The organism is Albimonas marina (assembly GCF_029223255.1).
Classification (GTDB): domain Bacteria; phylum Pseudomonadota; class Alphaproteobacteria; order Rhodobacterales; family Rhodobacteraceae; genus Albimonas.
This window is the reverse complement of the sequence record NZ_JARHUC010000002.1, coordinates 298,745-313,009: the sequence shown is the minus strand read 5'-3', so window position 1 is coordinate 313,009 and position 14,265 is coordinate 298,745. Positions and strand designations below refer to the sequence as shown.

General features: G+C 70.6%; 13 protein-coding genes. All 13 read left to right on the top strand.

Annotated features, from left to right (window positions below; all coding sequences use genetic code 11):
- Nucleotides 1–18 precede the first annotated feature (18 nt).
- The 13 genes from P2H44_RS05205 to P2H44_RS05145 all read left to right on the top strand — a co-directional run bounded on the left by P2H44_RS05205 (nucleotide 19) and on the right by P2H44_RS05145 (nucleotide 14,045).
- A complete protein-coding gene (locus P2H44_RS05205) occupies nucleotides 19–1,554 on the top strand; it encodes an ABC transporter ATP-binding protein (RefSeq protein ID WP_275762387.1) in 1,536 nt (511 codons plus the stop codon).
- A gap of 23 nt (nucleotides 1,555–1,577) precedes the next feature.
- On the top strand, nucleotides 1,578–2,495 hold the full coding sequence (locus P2H44_RS05200) for a GIY-YIG nuclease family protein (RefSeq protein ID WP_275762386.1): 918 nt from the start codon (nucleotides 1,578–1,580) through the stop codon (nucleotides 2,493–2,495).
- A complete protein-coding gene (locus P2H44_RS05195; RefSeq protein ID WP_275762385.1) occupies nucleotides 2,492–3,604 on the top strand; it encodes an ABC transporter permease in 1,113 nt (370 codons plus the stop codon). Before P2H44_RS05200 ends, P2H44_RS05195 begins: the two co-directional genes overlap by 4 nt.
- A 1-nt stretch (nucleotide 3,605) precedes the next feature.
- The gene (locus P2H44_RS05190) at nucleotides 3,606–4,571 is read left to right on the top strand and encodes an ABC transporter permease (protein ID WP_275762384.1); all 966 of its coding nucleotides are present in this window, start codon (nucleotides 3,606–3,608) and stop codon (nucleotides 4,569–4,571) included.
- Nucleotides 4,571–5,158, top strand: a complete 588-nt coding sequence (locus P2H44_RS05185) for a histidine phosphatase family protein (protein ID WP_275762383.1) — start codon at nucleotides 4,571–4,573, stop codon at nucleotides 5,156–5,158. Before P2H44_RS05190 ends, P2H44_RS05185 begins: the two co-directional genes overlap by 1 nt.
- Before the next feature lie 7 nt (nucleotides 5,159–5,165).
- Nucleotides 5,166–5,570 carry a cytidine deaminase gene (gene cdd, locus P2H44_RS05180; protein ID WP_275762382.1) on the top strand — a complete coding sequence of 135 codons (405 nt, stop codon included), beginning with the start codon at nucleotides 5,166–5,168 and terminating at the stop codon, nucleotides 5,568–5,570.
- A gap of 289 nt (nucleotides 5,571–5,859) precedes the next feature.
- The gene (locus tag P2H44_RS05175; RefSeq protein ID WP_275762381.1) at nucleotides 5,860–6,645 is read left to right on the top strand and encodes a purine-nucleoside phosphorylase; all 786 of its coding nucleotides are present in this window, start codon (nucleotides 5,860–5,862) and stop codon (nucleotides 6,643–6,645) included.
- Nucleotides 6,642–7,409, top strand: coding sequence for a deoxyribose-phosphate aldolase (gene deoC, locus P2H44_RS05170; protein WP_275762380.1), 768 nt, complete (start codon nucleotides 6,642–6,644; stop codon nucleotides 7,407–7,409). Before P2H44_RS05175 ends, deoC begins: the two co-directional genes overlap by 4 nt.
- Nucleotides 7,410–8,741 carry a thymidine phosphorylase gene (gene deoA, locus P2H44_RS05165; protein ID WP_275762379.1) on the top strand — a complete coding sequence of 444 codons (1,332 nt, stop codon included), beginning with the start codon at nucleotides 7,410–7,412 and terminating at the stop codon, nucleotides 8,739–8,741.
- Nucleotides 8,741–9,952 (top strand): phosphopentomutase, encoded by a 1,212-nt coding sequence (locus tag P2H44_RS05160; RefSeq protein WP_275762377.1) that lies wholly within the window; start codon nucleotides 8,741–8,743, stop codon nucleotides 9,950–9,952. The genes deoA and P2H44_RS05160 overlap by 1 nt, the downstream gene beginning before the upstream one ends.
- Nucleotides 9,953–9,974: 22 nt before the next feature.
- Nucleotides 9,975–10,940: an adenosine deaminase gene (locus P2H44_RS05155; protein ID WP_275762376.1), complete on the top strand. Its 966-nt coding sequence runs from the start codon at nucleotides 9,975–9,977 to the stop codon at nucleotides 10,938–10,940.
- A gap of 136 nt (nucleotides 10,941–11,076) precedes the next feature.
- Nucleotides 11,077–11,724 carry a uracil phosphoribosyltransferase gene (gene upp, locus P2H44_RS05150; RefSeq protein WP_275762375.1) on the top strand — a complete coding sequence of 216 codons (648 nt, stop codon included), beginning with the start codon at nucleotides 11,077–11,079 and terminating at the stop codon, nucleotides 11,722–11,724.
- Between the two features lie 344 nt (nucleotides 11,725–12,068).
- A complete protein-coding gene (locus P2H44_RS05145; protein WP_275762374.1) occupies nucleotides 12,069–14,045 on the top strand; it encodes an AMP-binding protein in 1,977 nt (658 codons plus the stop codon).
- Nucleotides 14,046–14,265 lie beyond the last annotated feature (220 nt).

Here is a 14,265-nt window from a genome sequence, read left to right as displayed (position 1 = left end):
GGCGAGGGAGGGCCGCGGATGACCGCGACGACCACGGGGGCGCCGGCGATCGAGCTGGTCGGGGTGAACAAGAGCTTCGGCCCGGTCCACGCCAACAAGGACATCGCCCTGAAGGTCGAGCCGGGCACGATCCACGGCATCATCGGCGAGAACGGCGCCGGCAAGTCGACGCTGATGTCGATCCTCTACGGCTTCTACCAGGCCGACTCCGGCGACATCTTCGTGGGCGGCAGCAAGGTCTCGATCCCCGACAGCCAGGCCGCGATCTCGCTGGGCATCGGCATGGTCCACCAGCATTTCATGCTGGTCGAGCCCTTCACGGTGCTCGAGAACGTGATGCTCGGGGCCGAGGGGGGCGCGCTCCTCAACCGCGGCCGGGCCGCGGCGCGGCGCGAGCTGGTGGCGCTCGAGAAGGAATACCAGCTGCGCGTCGATCCCGACGCGGTGGTGGGCGACCTGCCCGTGGGCCAGCAGCAGCGGGTGGAGATCCTCAAGGCCCTCTACCGCGGGGCCGAGATCTTGATCCTCGACGAGCCCACCGGCGTGCTGACCCCCGACGAGGCGGACCAGCTGTTCCGCATCCTCGCCCAGCTCAAGGCGCAGGGGAAGACCGTCATCCTCATCACCCACAAGCTGCGCGAGATCATGGCGATCACCGACAGCTGCTCGGTGATGCGCCAGGGCCAGATGGTCGCCACCCGCCGCACCGCCGAGACCTCGGTCGAGGAGCTGGCCGAGCTGATGGTCGGCCGCCGCGTCCTGCTGCGGGTCGAGAAGGGCCCCGCGAACCCCGGCGAGGTGCGCCTGCGGGTCGACCGCGCCCAGGTGATCGACGGCCTGGGCGTCGAGCGTCTGCGCGGCGTCTCCTTCGACGTGCGCGCCGGAGAGATCGTGGGCATCGCCGGCGTCGCCGGCAACGGCCAGTCGGAGCTGCTGGAGGCCATCGCCGGCATCCGACCCCTCGCCTCGGGCGCCATCGAGGTCTGCGGGCACGAGCGCACGGTCGCCGACCCCGCCGAGCTGCGCCGCATGGGCCTCGCCCACGTGCCCGAGGACCGCCACCGCATGGGCCTCGTCACCGCCTTCTCGGCCAAGGAGAACGTGATCCTGGGCTACCACGGGCAGGAGCGCTACGCGCCGGGCCTGCTGCTCGACCGCGGCGCGATCCGCAAGGCCTGCGAGCAGCACATGAAGGACTTCGACGTCCGCCCGCCGAACCCGGACCTGAAGACGGCCAACTTCTCGGGCGGCAACCAGCAGAAGATCGTGCTGGCGCGCGAGATCGAGCAGGACCCCGCCGTCCTGATCGTCGGCCAGCCCACCCGCGGCGTCGACGTCGGCGCCATCGAGGCCATCCACCGCCGCCTGATCGAGCTGCGCGACGCCGGCAAGGCGATCCTGCTGGTCTCGGTCGAGCTCGACGAGATCCGGGCCCTGTCGGACCGTATCCTGGTGATGTTCGACGGCCGCGTGATGGGCGAGCTCTCCGAGGGCGCCGACGAGCGCGAGATCGGCCTGCTGATGAGCGGCGTGGAGCAGGAGGACGCGGCGTGACGCCCCTCGGTCGGACGGTTCGGATGTTCCTGGTGGATGGGAGTTCAAAGGGTGTCGTCACAGCGGAAATCATGAACTGGTCCGGCCATGCTCTGAGTGCGCCCCGCGAACGGTTGCCGGAAGTGCTGAAGCGTCAGGAGGCGAAGCGGACGGGGGTCTATATTTTGTTCGGTGATCCTCTCGACGCATCTGGGCGCAGGGAGGTCTATGTCGGCGAGTCTGACGATGTCGGGAAGCGGCTATCGCAGCACAACAAGGACGACGATAAGGACTTTTTCGAGACGTTCTGTTTGCTTACCAGCAAAGACCAGAACCTCACGAAAGCGCATGCTCGCTATCTCGAGAACAGGATCACCGACGTGGCCAGGCGAGCAGGCCGGGCCGAGATTTTGAACCGGACCGAGCCGACGCAGGGCGTGCTGCCCGAGTCCGATGTGTCCGACATGGAGTTTTTTCTCTCGCAGGTGGAGATAATCCTTCCCGTACTTGGATACGATGTGTTGAGGCCTTCGGCCACCACCCGGCTGAGCGAAGCGACTAGCCGTGACGCAGCAGGTCCTTCCAACGAAATGGCCGGCAGTCCGGCGGCTCTGGAACTCCGCCTTCGGGCCGTTCAGCGGGGAATGGAGGCGGACGCGGTTCTGATGGACGGCGAAGTCGTGGTTCGCGCAGGCTCGACCGCTGACGCTCATGCGGATCATGCTTCCAACCCCGTCGAGACGCTTCGCGATGCCCTCGTCGCAGACGGCTCCCTCGCTCCCGATCCTGCGACCAACGGCAAGCTGCTGCTCTTCACCCGCGACGTGGCGTTCTCGAGCCCCAGCCAAGCGGCTGCGGTCATCTATGCGCGCAACGCGAATGGCAGAACCGCGTGGCGTCTGAAGGAAGGAGGGCAGACCTTGAAAGACTACCAAGTCTCCCTAACGGAGGCGGTGGAATGAACGCCCAACTCCCCCGCTGGGTCGATCTCGGCCTGATCCCGATCTTGAACCTGATCGTGGCCTTCCTCGTCGCCGGGGGGGTGGTGATGCTGATCGGGGAGAACCCGGTCGAGGCGGTCGAGCATATCCTCTACGGGGCCTTCGGCTTCGGCGAGGGCATCGCCTTCACGCTGTTCTACGCCACCAACTTCATCTTCACCGGGCTCTGCGTCGCCGTCGCCTTCCACGCCTCGCTGTTCAACATCGGGGGCGAGGGGCAGGCCTATATCGGGGGCCTGGGGGTGGCGCTGGTGTGCCTGGCCTTCGACACGGTCATGCCCTGGTGGCTCATCGCGCCGCTGGCGATCTGCGCGGGGGCGGCCTTCGGGGCGGGGTGGGCCTTCGTGCCGGCCTACCTGCAGGCCAAGCGCGGCAGCCACATCGTGATCACCACGATCATGTTCAACTTCCTCGCGGCCTCGCTGATGGTCTACCTGCTGGTCAACGTCCTGAAGGTCGACGGCACCATGGCGCCCGAGAGCCGGACCTTCGCCGAGGCCGGGCGCCTGCCCAAGATCGGCTGGTTCATGGAGCTCTTCGGCCAGAACATCGGGGGCGCGCCGCTGAACCTGTCGTTCTTCCTCGCGCTGCTGTCGTGCGTGGGCGTGTGGCTGCTGATCTGGCGCACCAAGCTGGGCTACGAGATCCGCACCTTCGGCGCCAACCCTACCGCGGCCGTCTACGCGGGCATCAACCCGGTCAGGATCACCGTCATCACCATGATGATCTCGGGCGGGCTCGCGGGGATGATGGCGCTCAACCCGGTGATGGGCGACCAGAACCGGCTGTTCCTGGAACTGGCGGGCGGCGCGGGCTTCGTGGGCATCGCGGTCGCGTTGATGGGGCGGGCGCACCCGGTGGGGGTGGCGCTGGCGGCGCTGCTCTTCGGGGTGCTCTACCAGGGCGGCGCGGAGCTGAGCTTCGAGATGCCCGCCATCACCCGCGACATGATCGTGGTCATCCAGGGGCTGGTGGTGCTGTTCGCGGGCGCCCTGGAATTCATGTTCCGCCCGGTGGTGGCGCGCTTCTTCGCGCGCCGGCCCGGCGCGGCCGGGGCGGGAGCGGCCTGAGATGTTCCTCGACGTCATCCTGATCCTCGACTCCACCGTGCGGCTGGCGACGCCGCTTCTGCTGACCGCGCTCGCCGGGCTCTACGCCGAGCGTTCGGGCGTCTTCGACATCGGGCTCGAGGGCAAGCTGCTGGCGGCGGCCTTCGCGGCGGCGGCGACGGCGGCGGTCACCGGCTCGGCCTGGCTGGGGGCGCTGGCGGGGATGATCGTCTCGATCGGCTTCGCGCTGATCCACGGGGCGGCCTGCATCACCTTCCGCGGCAACCAGATCGTCTCGGGCGTGGCGATCAACTTCCTCGCCGCCGGCCTGACCGTGCTGCTGGGGCAGAGCTGGTTCCAGCAGGGCGGGCGCACCCCGCCGCTGATGGGCGACGGCCGGTTCGAGACGATCACCTTCCCCTTCGCCGAGACCCTGCGCGACGTGCCGGTGATCGGCCCGATCTATTCCGAGCTGCTCTCGGGCCACTACCTGCTGGTCTACGTGGCGTTCCTGGCCGCGCCCTTCTCGTGGTGGGTGCTCTACCGCACCCGCTTCGGCCTTCGCCTGCGCGCGGTGGGCGAGAACCCGGCGGCGGTGGACACCGCCGGCATCTCGGTCGCCGGGCTGCGGTATCTCGCGATGGTCTGCGCCGGCGCGCTGTGCGGGCTCGCGGGCAGCTACCTCGCCATCGCGCAGTCGGCGGGCTTCGTGAAGGACATGAGCGCGGGCAAGGGCTTCATCGCGCTCGCCGCGCTGATCTTCTCCAAGTGGCGCCCGATGCAGGTGATGGGCACCTGCCTGCTGTTCGGCTTCCTCGACGCCGCCGCGATCCGCCTGCAGGGCAAGGACCTGCCGCTGATCGGCGAGGCGCCGGTTCAGTTGATCCAGGCGCTGCCCTATATCCTGACCGTGGTGCTGCTGGCGGGCTTCATCGGCAAGGCGATCCCGCCGAAGGCCGGCGGCACGCCCTATGTGAAGGAGCGGTGATGGCCTTTCCCCCCGATCCCGGCCTGCGCGAGATGGACCTCGTGATCCTGCGCCATTGCGAGAAGTCGGGCGAGGGCCTGTGCGATCCGCTGACCGCGAAGGGCGCGGCCGACGCCGAGCGCCTGGCGACGCGGCTGGCGGGGGAGGGGATCGACGCGATCTTCGCCTCCCCCTACCGCCGCAGCCAGGAGACGATCGCCCCCTTCGCGAAGGCCGCCGGGCTGGAGATCGTCGTGGACGGCCGGCTGCAGGAATGGCAGATCTCGCCGACCGCGATGAAGGCGATGAAGGACCACGCGCCCCGGATCATGGAGAACCGCCATTACCGCGCGCCATGGTCCGAGACGATGGACGAGGTCTGGGCGCGGCTCGTTCCCGCGCTGGAGGCGATCCGCGCCTCGGGCGCGAAGAAGCCGGCGCTGGCCTGCCATTTCGGGGTCCTCTCCATCGCGACGATGCACCTGACGGACACGTTCGGGCCGAAGCACTGGAAGCTGGTCGACCAGCCCACCGCGATGCATGTGCACCGGGGCGACTGGAAGATCCTGGAGGTCGAGGGGCTGACCCCCGCCTCGATCCACGCATGAGGGCGCGATGACCGGACCCGAGGACCTGTTCCGCGCCGCGCTCGCGGCCCGCGCCAAGGCCTACGCGCCGTTCTCGAACTTCGCGGTGGGGGTGGCGCTGCGCACGCAGTCGGGGCGGATCTTCTCGGGCGCCAACATCGAGAACCAGTCCTTCCCCGAGGGCTGGTGCGCCGAGACCACCGCCATCGGCCACATGATCATGGCGGCCGAACGCCCCGAGGATCGGGTGATCGTCGAGGTGGTGGTGGCGGGCGAGCTCTCGACCCCGCTCACCCCCTGCGGCGGCTGCCGCCAGCGGCTGGCGGAGTTCGGGCGCCCCGACACCGTGGTCCACTCTGCCAACGCCGAGGGCATCCGCGCGAGCTGGACGCTGGCCGAACTCCTGCCCGCAGGCTTCGCCCTCGACCCGTAGGGCGCATTTCAATGCGCCTTCCTCCGCTCGGGTCGTTCCGCGGCGGAGGCTTCGGGGGGAGCGCGTCGCGGCGCATTGAAATGCGCCCTACGCCCGCCGGCTCTCGACTCGCCAGCAAAGGCCAGGACGCGCCCGGGGCCTGACCCGGGGCCTCCCGGGGTCCGCCGACCGCTCCCTTCGACGCTTCGGCCATCCGCGATTGCACTGGCGCGCCGGGTGCGCGAAGCCTAGATGGCACGGGACCCGGGCTCCGGGGCCCGCCGACACCTTCCTGCGCCGAGGAGCGTCCATGACCCGAGCCGCCGACATCATCCGCGACCGCGCCGGCCGGGCGCCGGTGCGCCTAGGGCTCGTGCTCGGCTCCGGCCTCGGCGCGCTGTCCGAGGAGCTGGAGGACGCGACGAGCTTCCCCTTCGCCGAGCTGCCCGACTTCCCCGTCTCCGGCGTCTCGGGCCACGCCGGCGCGCTGGTGATCGGAGAGCTGGAGGGCGTGCGCGTCGCGCTCCTCTCGGGCCGCGCGCATTACTACGAGAAGGGCGAGGCCGCGGTGATGCGCCCCGCGCTCGAGACGGTGAAGGCGCTCGGTGCCGACACGCTGCTGCTGACCAACTCCGCCGGCTCGCTCCGGGACGAGATGCCGCCGGGATCGCTGATGAGCCTGATGGACCACATGTCGATCTCGGGCCTGAACCCGCTGATCGGCGAGGCGACGGACGACCGCTTCGTGAACATGGTCGACGCCTACGCGCCCCACCTGCGCGCCCGGCTGAAGGCGGCGGACGAGCACCTGAACGAAGGCGTCTACGCCTGGTTCTCGGGCCCCAGCTTCGAGACCCCGGCCGAGATCCGCGCCGCGCGCATCCTGGGCGCCGACGCGGTGGGCATGTCCACCGTCCCCGAGACGATCCTGGCGCGGTTCCTCGGGCTCGAGGTCGCGGCCGTCTCGGTCATCACCAACTACGGGGCGGGGATGACGGGCAAGCCGCTCTCCCACGCCGAAACGAAATCGGAGGCCGCCAAGGCCCAGACGCGCTTCCGCGCCCTGGTCCGCGCCTTCGTGCGGAGCTTCGCATGACCGACCTTCTCGCCGAACAGGACGCCGCCCGCCTGGCGCTGCGCTGCCTGGACCTGACCAACCTCAACGACGATTGCGACGAGGACGCGATCCGCGAACTCGCCGCGCGCGCCGTCACGCCCCACGGGACCGTCGCCGCGCTGTGCGTCTGGCCCCGCTTCGCGCGCCTCGCGCGGGAGATCGCGGCCCCCGACGTGAAGATCGCGACCGTGGTGGTCTTCCCCACCGGCGAGGCCACCGACGAGGAGGCGATGGAGGAGACGCGCCACGCCGTCTTCGAGGGCGCCGACGAGATCGACATGGTGATCCCCTACCGCGAGCTGATGGAGGGCCGCGACAGCGCCGTGCGCTCGCGGATCGAGCGGGTGAAGCGCGCGGCCGGCGACGCCCCGGTGAAGGCGATCCTCGAGACCGGGGTGCTGGAGAGCGCCGAGCTGATGCGCCGCGCCGCCGACGTCGCCATCGACGGGGGCGCCGACTTCCTCAAGACCTCGACGGGCAAGGTGCCGGTGAACGCGACGCTCGGCGCGGCCGAGATCCTGCTGAGCGCGATCGCGGACTCCGGCCGCTCGATCGGCTTCAAGGCGGCGGGGGGCATCCGCACCACCTCCGAGGCCTGGGCCTATCTCGACATCGCCGACCGCATCATGGGCGAGGGCTGGGCGAGCCCCCAGACCTTCCGCTTCGGCGCCTCGGGCCTGCTCGACGCGCTGCTCGCGACCCTGCAGGGCGCCGCCCCCGTGGTCGCCGCCGAGGGCTACTGAATGCTGCCGCAGGAAGTCATCCTCAAGAAGCGCGGCGGCCAGGCGCTGGACGCCGAGGAGATCCGCTTCTTCGTCGAGGGCCTGACCTCGGGCGCGGTCTCCGAGGGGCAGGTCGCGGCGCTGGCCATGGCGATCTATTTCCAGGGCATGAGCCTGCCCGAGCGCGTGGTCCTGACCGAGGCGATGCGCGATTCCGGCGAGGTCCTGAAATGGGACCTGCCGGGGCCGGTCGCCGACAAGCACTCCACCGGGGGCGTGGGCGACAACGTCTCGCTGATGCTGGCGCCGGCGCTGGCGGCCTGCGGGGTCTACGTGCCGATGATCTCAGGCCGAGGCCTCGGCCATACCGGCGGCACGCTCGACAAGCTCGGCTCGATCCCCGGCTACGACGTGGCCCCGGGCCCGGAGGCGCTGGAGCGGGTGGTGCGCGAGGTCGGCTGCGCCGTCATCGGCCAGACCGCCGAGATCGCCCCCGCCGACAAGCGCTTCTACGGCATCCGCGACGTGACCGGGACGGTCGAGAGCCTCGACCTGATCACCGCCTCGATCCTGTCGAAGAAGCTGGCCGCCGGGCTCGACGCGCTGGTGCTCGACGTCAAATGCGGCTCCGGCGCCTTCATGGCGACGCGCGAGGAGGCGGAGGCGCTGGCCCGCTCGCTGGTCGGCGTCGCCAACGGGGCGGGCTGCTCGACCTCCGCCCTGATCACCGACATGGACGAGCCGCTGGCGACGGCCTGCGGCAACGCCCTCGAAGTCGCCAACGCGGTGCGCTTCCTGACGGGGGCCGAGGTCGACCCGCGCCTGTGGGACGTGACCGTGGCGCTGGGGGGCGAGCTTCTGGCCCTGTCGGGCATCGCCGCGAACGCCGAGGACGGGCAGGCCCGCATCTCCCGCGTCTTCGAGAACGGCCGCGCGGCGGAAACCTTCGCGCGCATGGTCTCCGCCCTCGGCGGCCCCAACGACTTCGTGGAGAGTTTTTCCCTGTATCTCGAGGACGCTCCCGTCGTCCTCGACATCCCGCCCCCCTCCGAGGGCGTCGTGCAGGCGGTGAACGGCCGCGCGCTCGGCAACGCGGTGGTGGAGCTGGGCGGCGGCCGGCGCAAGCCCGAGGATGCGATCGACCCGGCCGTGGGCCTGTCGGACTGCGCGCCCATCGGGGCGGTGGTCGACGGCGACTTTCCGCTCGCCCGCGTCCACGCCCGCAGCCACGACGACGCCCGCCGCGCGGCGGAGCGGGTGATCGCGGCCTACAGCGTGGGCGAGGGCGCGCCCGAGGTTCCCGACGCGATCCTCGGCCGCATCGGGCCTGCGGACGTGACGGGGGACGCCTGATGGCCCGCGCCTTCCTGTTCGTGATGGACTCGGTCGGCATCGGCGGCGCCCCCGACGCCGCCGCCTTCGGGGACGAGGGCGCGAACACGCTGGGCCACATCGCCCGCGAATGCGCCGAGGGGCGCGCGGACCAGGGCCGCTCCGGCCCCCTCTCGCTTCCCCACCTCTGCGCGCTGGGGATCGGCGACGCGGCCGAGGTCGCCTCGGGCGCCGTGCCTCCGGGGCTGAGCAAGGGCGCCGCGGCCTGTTTCGCCGCCGGCGAGGAAGTCTCCGCCGGCAAGGACACGATCACCGGCCACTGGGAGCTGGCGGGCGCGCCGCTCTCGCAGGACTGGCGCTACTTCCCCAACACGCGGCCCGCCTTCCCCGGCGCCCTCGTTGAGCGGCTGATCGAGGCGGGCGAGCTGCCGGGGATCCTGGGCGACGAGCATGCCTCGGGCACCGAGATCATCGCGCGCCTGGGCGAGGAGAGCGTGGCGACCGGCCGGCCCATCGTCTACACCTCCGCCGACAGCGTCCTGCAGATCGCCGCCCATGAGGAGGCCTTCGGGCTGGAGCGGCTCTACGCGCTCTGCGCCGACGCGCGGGCGATCCTCGACGACATGGGCCTGCGGGTGGGCCGGGTGATCGCGCGCCCCTTCACGGGCGCCGACGCGAAGACCTTCCAGCGCACCCCGAACCGCCACGACTACGCCGTGCCCCCGCCCGAGCCGACGCTGTGCGACCGCGTCGTCGCCGCCGGCGGGCGCACCGTGGGGATCGGCAAGATCCAGGACATCTTCGCAGGGCAGGGGGTGCCCGAGAACCTGAAGGGTCCCGACGACATGGCGCTGTTCACGCTGGCCTGCGGCGCGATCCGCGACGCCCGGCCCGGCGACTTCGTCTTCGCGAACTTCGTGCAGTTCGACAGCGATTTCGGACACCGCCGCGACCCCGCCGGCTACGCCCGCCACCTCGAGGCCTTCGACGCCCGCCTGCCGGAGGCGCTGGCCCTCCTGCAGCCCGGCGACCTGCTGATGGTGGTGGCCGACCACGGCAACGACCCCACCTGGACCGGCACCGACCACACGCGCGAGCGGGTCCCGGTGCTCTGCGCCGGGCCGGAGCTCTCGCCCGGCAATCACGGCGTGGTCCGCTTCGCCGACGTGGCCGAGACGCTGGCCGCGCACCTGGGCCTCGCGCCCGGCCGGCACGGGGCGTCGTTCCTGTAACCCTGTCACGGAAGAGTCCGAGATGACCGCCAAGATCGAACTTCACCTGCATATCGAGGGCGCGACCCCGCCCGCGCTGGCGCGCGAGGTCGCGGCCCGCAAGGGGATCGACACCGCCGGCATGTTCGCCCCCGACGGCGGCTACGCCTGGGAGGATTTCTCCGATTTCCTGCGCGCCTACGACCGGGTCGCCGCGCTGTTCACGACGCCCGAGGATCACCGCCAGCTCGCCGAGGCGGTGCTGCGCGAATGCGCCAAGCATGGGGTGATCTACGCCGAGCTCGCGATCTCCTCCGACCACGTGGCGCAGGGCGATCCGGCGCGCTGGGCCGAATACCTCGCCGCCATCACCGAGGGGGCCGAGGCGGCGGAGGCCGCGGTCGGCATCAAGGCCAACTTCATCGCCACCACCATCCGCCACCTGGGCCCCGAGCGCGCCGCGAAGGCCGCGCGGCTGGCGGTGGACTGCGCGCACCCCCGCGTGACGGGCCTGGGCCTCGCGGGGGACGAGCGCCTGTTCCACCCCGCCGACTTCGCCCCCGCCTTCGACATCGCCCGCGAGGGCGGGCTGAAGCTGACCGCCCATGCCGGAGAGGCCTGCGGGCCGGAAAGCGTGCGCGACGCGCTCGACGCGCTGAAGCTCGACCGGGTGGATCATGGCGTGCGCGCGATCGAGGATCCCGCGCTGCTCGCCCGGATCATCGACGAGGAGATCCACCTCGCCACCTGTCCCGGCTCCAACGTCGCGCTGATGACCTATCGCGACTGGCGCGAGCATCCCATCGGCCAGCTCCGGGCGATGGGGGCGAAGGCCTCGGTCTCGACCGACGACCCGCCCTTCTTCCACACCGACATGACGCGCGAATACGTCGAGCTGACCTCGGCCTTCGGCTGGGGGGAGGCGGAGTTCGCCGCCATCGCGCGCGACGCGCTCGCCGCCGCCTTCTGCGACGAGGCGACCCGCGCCGAGCTCGCCGCCCGCCTGTAGGGCGCATTTCAATGCGCCGCGCCCGGCGCGGCTCCGTCCGGCGGCGCGACGCCTGACCCCCGCGTCCGGCCGCGCGATGGACGGGGGCCGCGCGGGCTGGCATGTAGACCCGAGCCAGTCCGCAGGAGCGCGCCCCATGTCCGACCTTACAGCGTCCGAGCATCTCACCGTCGTCGATCACCCGCTTGTGCAGCACAAGCTGACCCTGATGCGGGAGAAGTCGACCTCGACCGCCTCCTTCCGCCAGCTGCTGCGCGAGATTTCGCTGCTGCTGGGCTACGAGGCGCTCAAGGACCTGCCCACCACCTCGATCGTCATCGACACGCCGCTGTGCGAGATGCGCGCCCCGGTGCTGGCGGGCAAGAAGCTGGCGCTGGTCTCGATCCTGCGCGCGGGCAACGGCCTGCTCGACGGGATCCTCGAGCTCGCGCCCGCCGCCCGCGTCGGCTTCGTGGGCCTCTACCGCGACGAGGAGACGCTCAAGCCCGTGCAGTATTACTGCAAGGTGCCCGCCGATCTCGCCGACCGCCCGGTGCTGGTGGTCGACCCGATGCTGGCGACGGGCAACTCCTCGGCCGCGGCGGTGGACCTGCTGAAGGAGCGCGGCGCCCACGACATCCGCTTCCTGTGCCTGCTGGCCGCGCCCGAGGGCGTGGCCCGGATGAAGGAGGCGCATCCCGACGTGCGCATCGTCACCGCCGCGCTGGACGAGAAGCTCAACGAGAAGGGCTACATCGTGCCGGGCCTGGGCGATGCCGGCGACCGGATGTTCGGCACCAAGTGAGCGTCGGGCGCCGGGCGGGGCAGGGCGGCACCGCCCGGCCCGCCCCCGGGCGCACGCCCTGCAACCGTTTCAGGCGCCGAGCATTTCCGCTGCGAAGGAACCGCAAGAAACTTGCGTGAAATGCCGCCGCAGGGGCGTTTTGGGCCGGTCCGGGTCTGGCGTCGCCCGGCTGCTTGCCGTATGAGATTCGCCAGCGTTCGAATGTTGCGCGGCCGTAGAGCCGCCCCGCCGACCGCGACCGGATTGGGAGACCCGGCCGCAACCCCGTCGACGGACGACAAGAGCGCATTCAGGGAGGTGTGACCCGCCGCGCACCGCGGCGGATCGTAGGGAGGACATCGCCGGTGAGCACTTCGCCCGCGCCGAACGGCGCGCTCGACACGTTTCCGAAGCTCCTGGACCACAACGCGCGGACCCGCGGCGACAAGCCGGCGGCGCGCGAGAAGATGTACGGCATCTGGCAGACCTGGTCCTGGAAGGAGCTGCGCGAGGAGGCCCGTGCGCTCGCCATGGGGCTGATGGGCCTCGGGCTCCAGCCCGGGGAGCGGGTGGCGATCGTGGGCAAGAACCGCCCGCAGCTCTACTGGTCGATGGTCTCGTGCCAGATGTGCGGGGCGATCCCGGTGCCGGTCTATTCCGACGCCGCCGCCGACGAGATGGCCTATGTGCTCGACCATTCCGGCGCCGCCTTCGCCATCGTCGAGGACCAGGAGCAGGTCGACAAGCTGCTGCAGGTGATGGAGATGGAGCAGGCCTCGAACCTGCGCCAGATGATCTATCTCGACCCGCGCGGCCTGCGCAAATACGACCACACGGCCCTGCACCCGATGACCGAGGTCGTGGCCGCCGGCCGGGCCGCCGCCGCCGAGCTGGGCCCGAAGATCGACGCGATCTGCGCCGCCCAGACCGGGCCGGACACCTGCGTGATGCTCTACACCTCGGGCACCACCGGGCGCTCGAAAGGCGTGGTGCTGTCGAACGACAACATCATCGTCACCGCCCGCGCGACGGTCGAGTTCGACAAGCTGGTCGAGACCGACAGCGTGCTCGCCTACCTGCCGATGGCTTGGGTCGGGGACTTCATCTTCTCGATGGGCCAGGCCTACGTCGCGGGCTTCTGCGTCTCCTGCCCCGAGAGCCCGGACACGATGCTGTCCGACCTCAAGGAGATCGGGCCGACCTATTTCTTCGCGCCCCCCCGGATCTTCGAGACGCTGCTGACCAACGTCTCGATCCGGATGGAGGACGCGGGCGCCACCAAGAAGAAGCTCTACGACCACTACATGGCGCATGCGCGCAAGGTGGGCGCGGACATCCTGGACGGGAAGCCGGTCTCCTCGGGCGACAAGGCCAAGTACGCGCTGGGCGAGCTGCTGGTCTACGGGCCGCTGAAGAACGCGCTGGGCCTGTCGAACGTGCGCGTGGGCTACACGGCGGGCGAGGCGATCGGGCCGGAGATCTTCCAGTTCTACCGCTCGCTCGGGATCAACCTCAAGCAGCTCTACGGGCAGACCGAGGCCTCGGTCTTCATCACCATCCAGCCGGATGGAGAGGTGCGCGCCGACACCGTGGGCGTGCCCGCCCCGGGGGTGGAGATCCAGATCCGCGAGACGGGGGAGATCTACTACCGCTCTCCCGGCGTCTTCCAGGAATACTACAAGAACCCCGAGGCGACGGCGGACACCAAGGACGCCGAGGGCTGGGTCGCCACCGGCGACGCGGGTTTCTTCGAGGAAGGCACCGGCCACCTGCGCATCATCGACCGCGCCAAGGACGTGGGCAAGCTCGCCTCCGGCGCGCTGTTCGCGCCCAAGTACGTCGAGAACAAGCTGAAGTTCTTCCCCTCGGTGCTCGAGGCGGTCGTCTTCGGCGCCGATCGCGACCGCTGCGTGGCCTTCATCAACATCGACCTCTCGGCGGTGGGCAACTGGGCCGAGCGCAACAACATCTCCTACGCCTCCTACCAGGAGCTCGCGGGCCATCCCAAGGTCTACGACATGATCCAGGAGCACATGGAGGAGGTGAACGCCTCGTTGGCGCAGGACGACATGCTCTCGGGCTGCCAGGTGCATCGCTTCCTGGTGCTGCACAAGGAGCTCGACGCCGACGACGGCGAGATGACCCGCACCCGCAAGGTCCGCCGCCGCATCGTCGAGGAGCGCTACGCGCCCTTGATCGAGGCGCTCTACGACGGCTCGGACGAGGTCTTCGCCTCGGTCGAGGTGACCTACGAGGACGGGCGCAAGGGCGCGATCACCGGCACGCTGAAGATCCGCGACGCCAAGGTCTTCCCCTCGGCCCACAAGGTCGCCGCCGAATGAGCCATCGCGCCGCGGCTTCGGCCGTCTCCCCCCGGGGGGACGGCGCGCGCGGGCTGCGCGCAACCGCGTGCGGGGGGCCGCGCGCGGCCCTTTCCGCAGCGGCGCGCCCCGCGGAGTGCGGCGCAATCAGTCGTTTTTCAAATTCAGGGAATAGCGTAAACTTCGCGTTCATGACGTCCGGGCGCGCCCCGGGCCGGGATCGGAACCGGGAGGGGGCCGA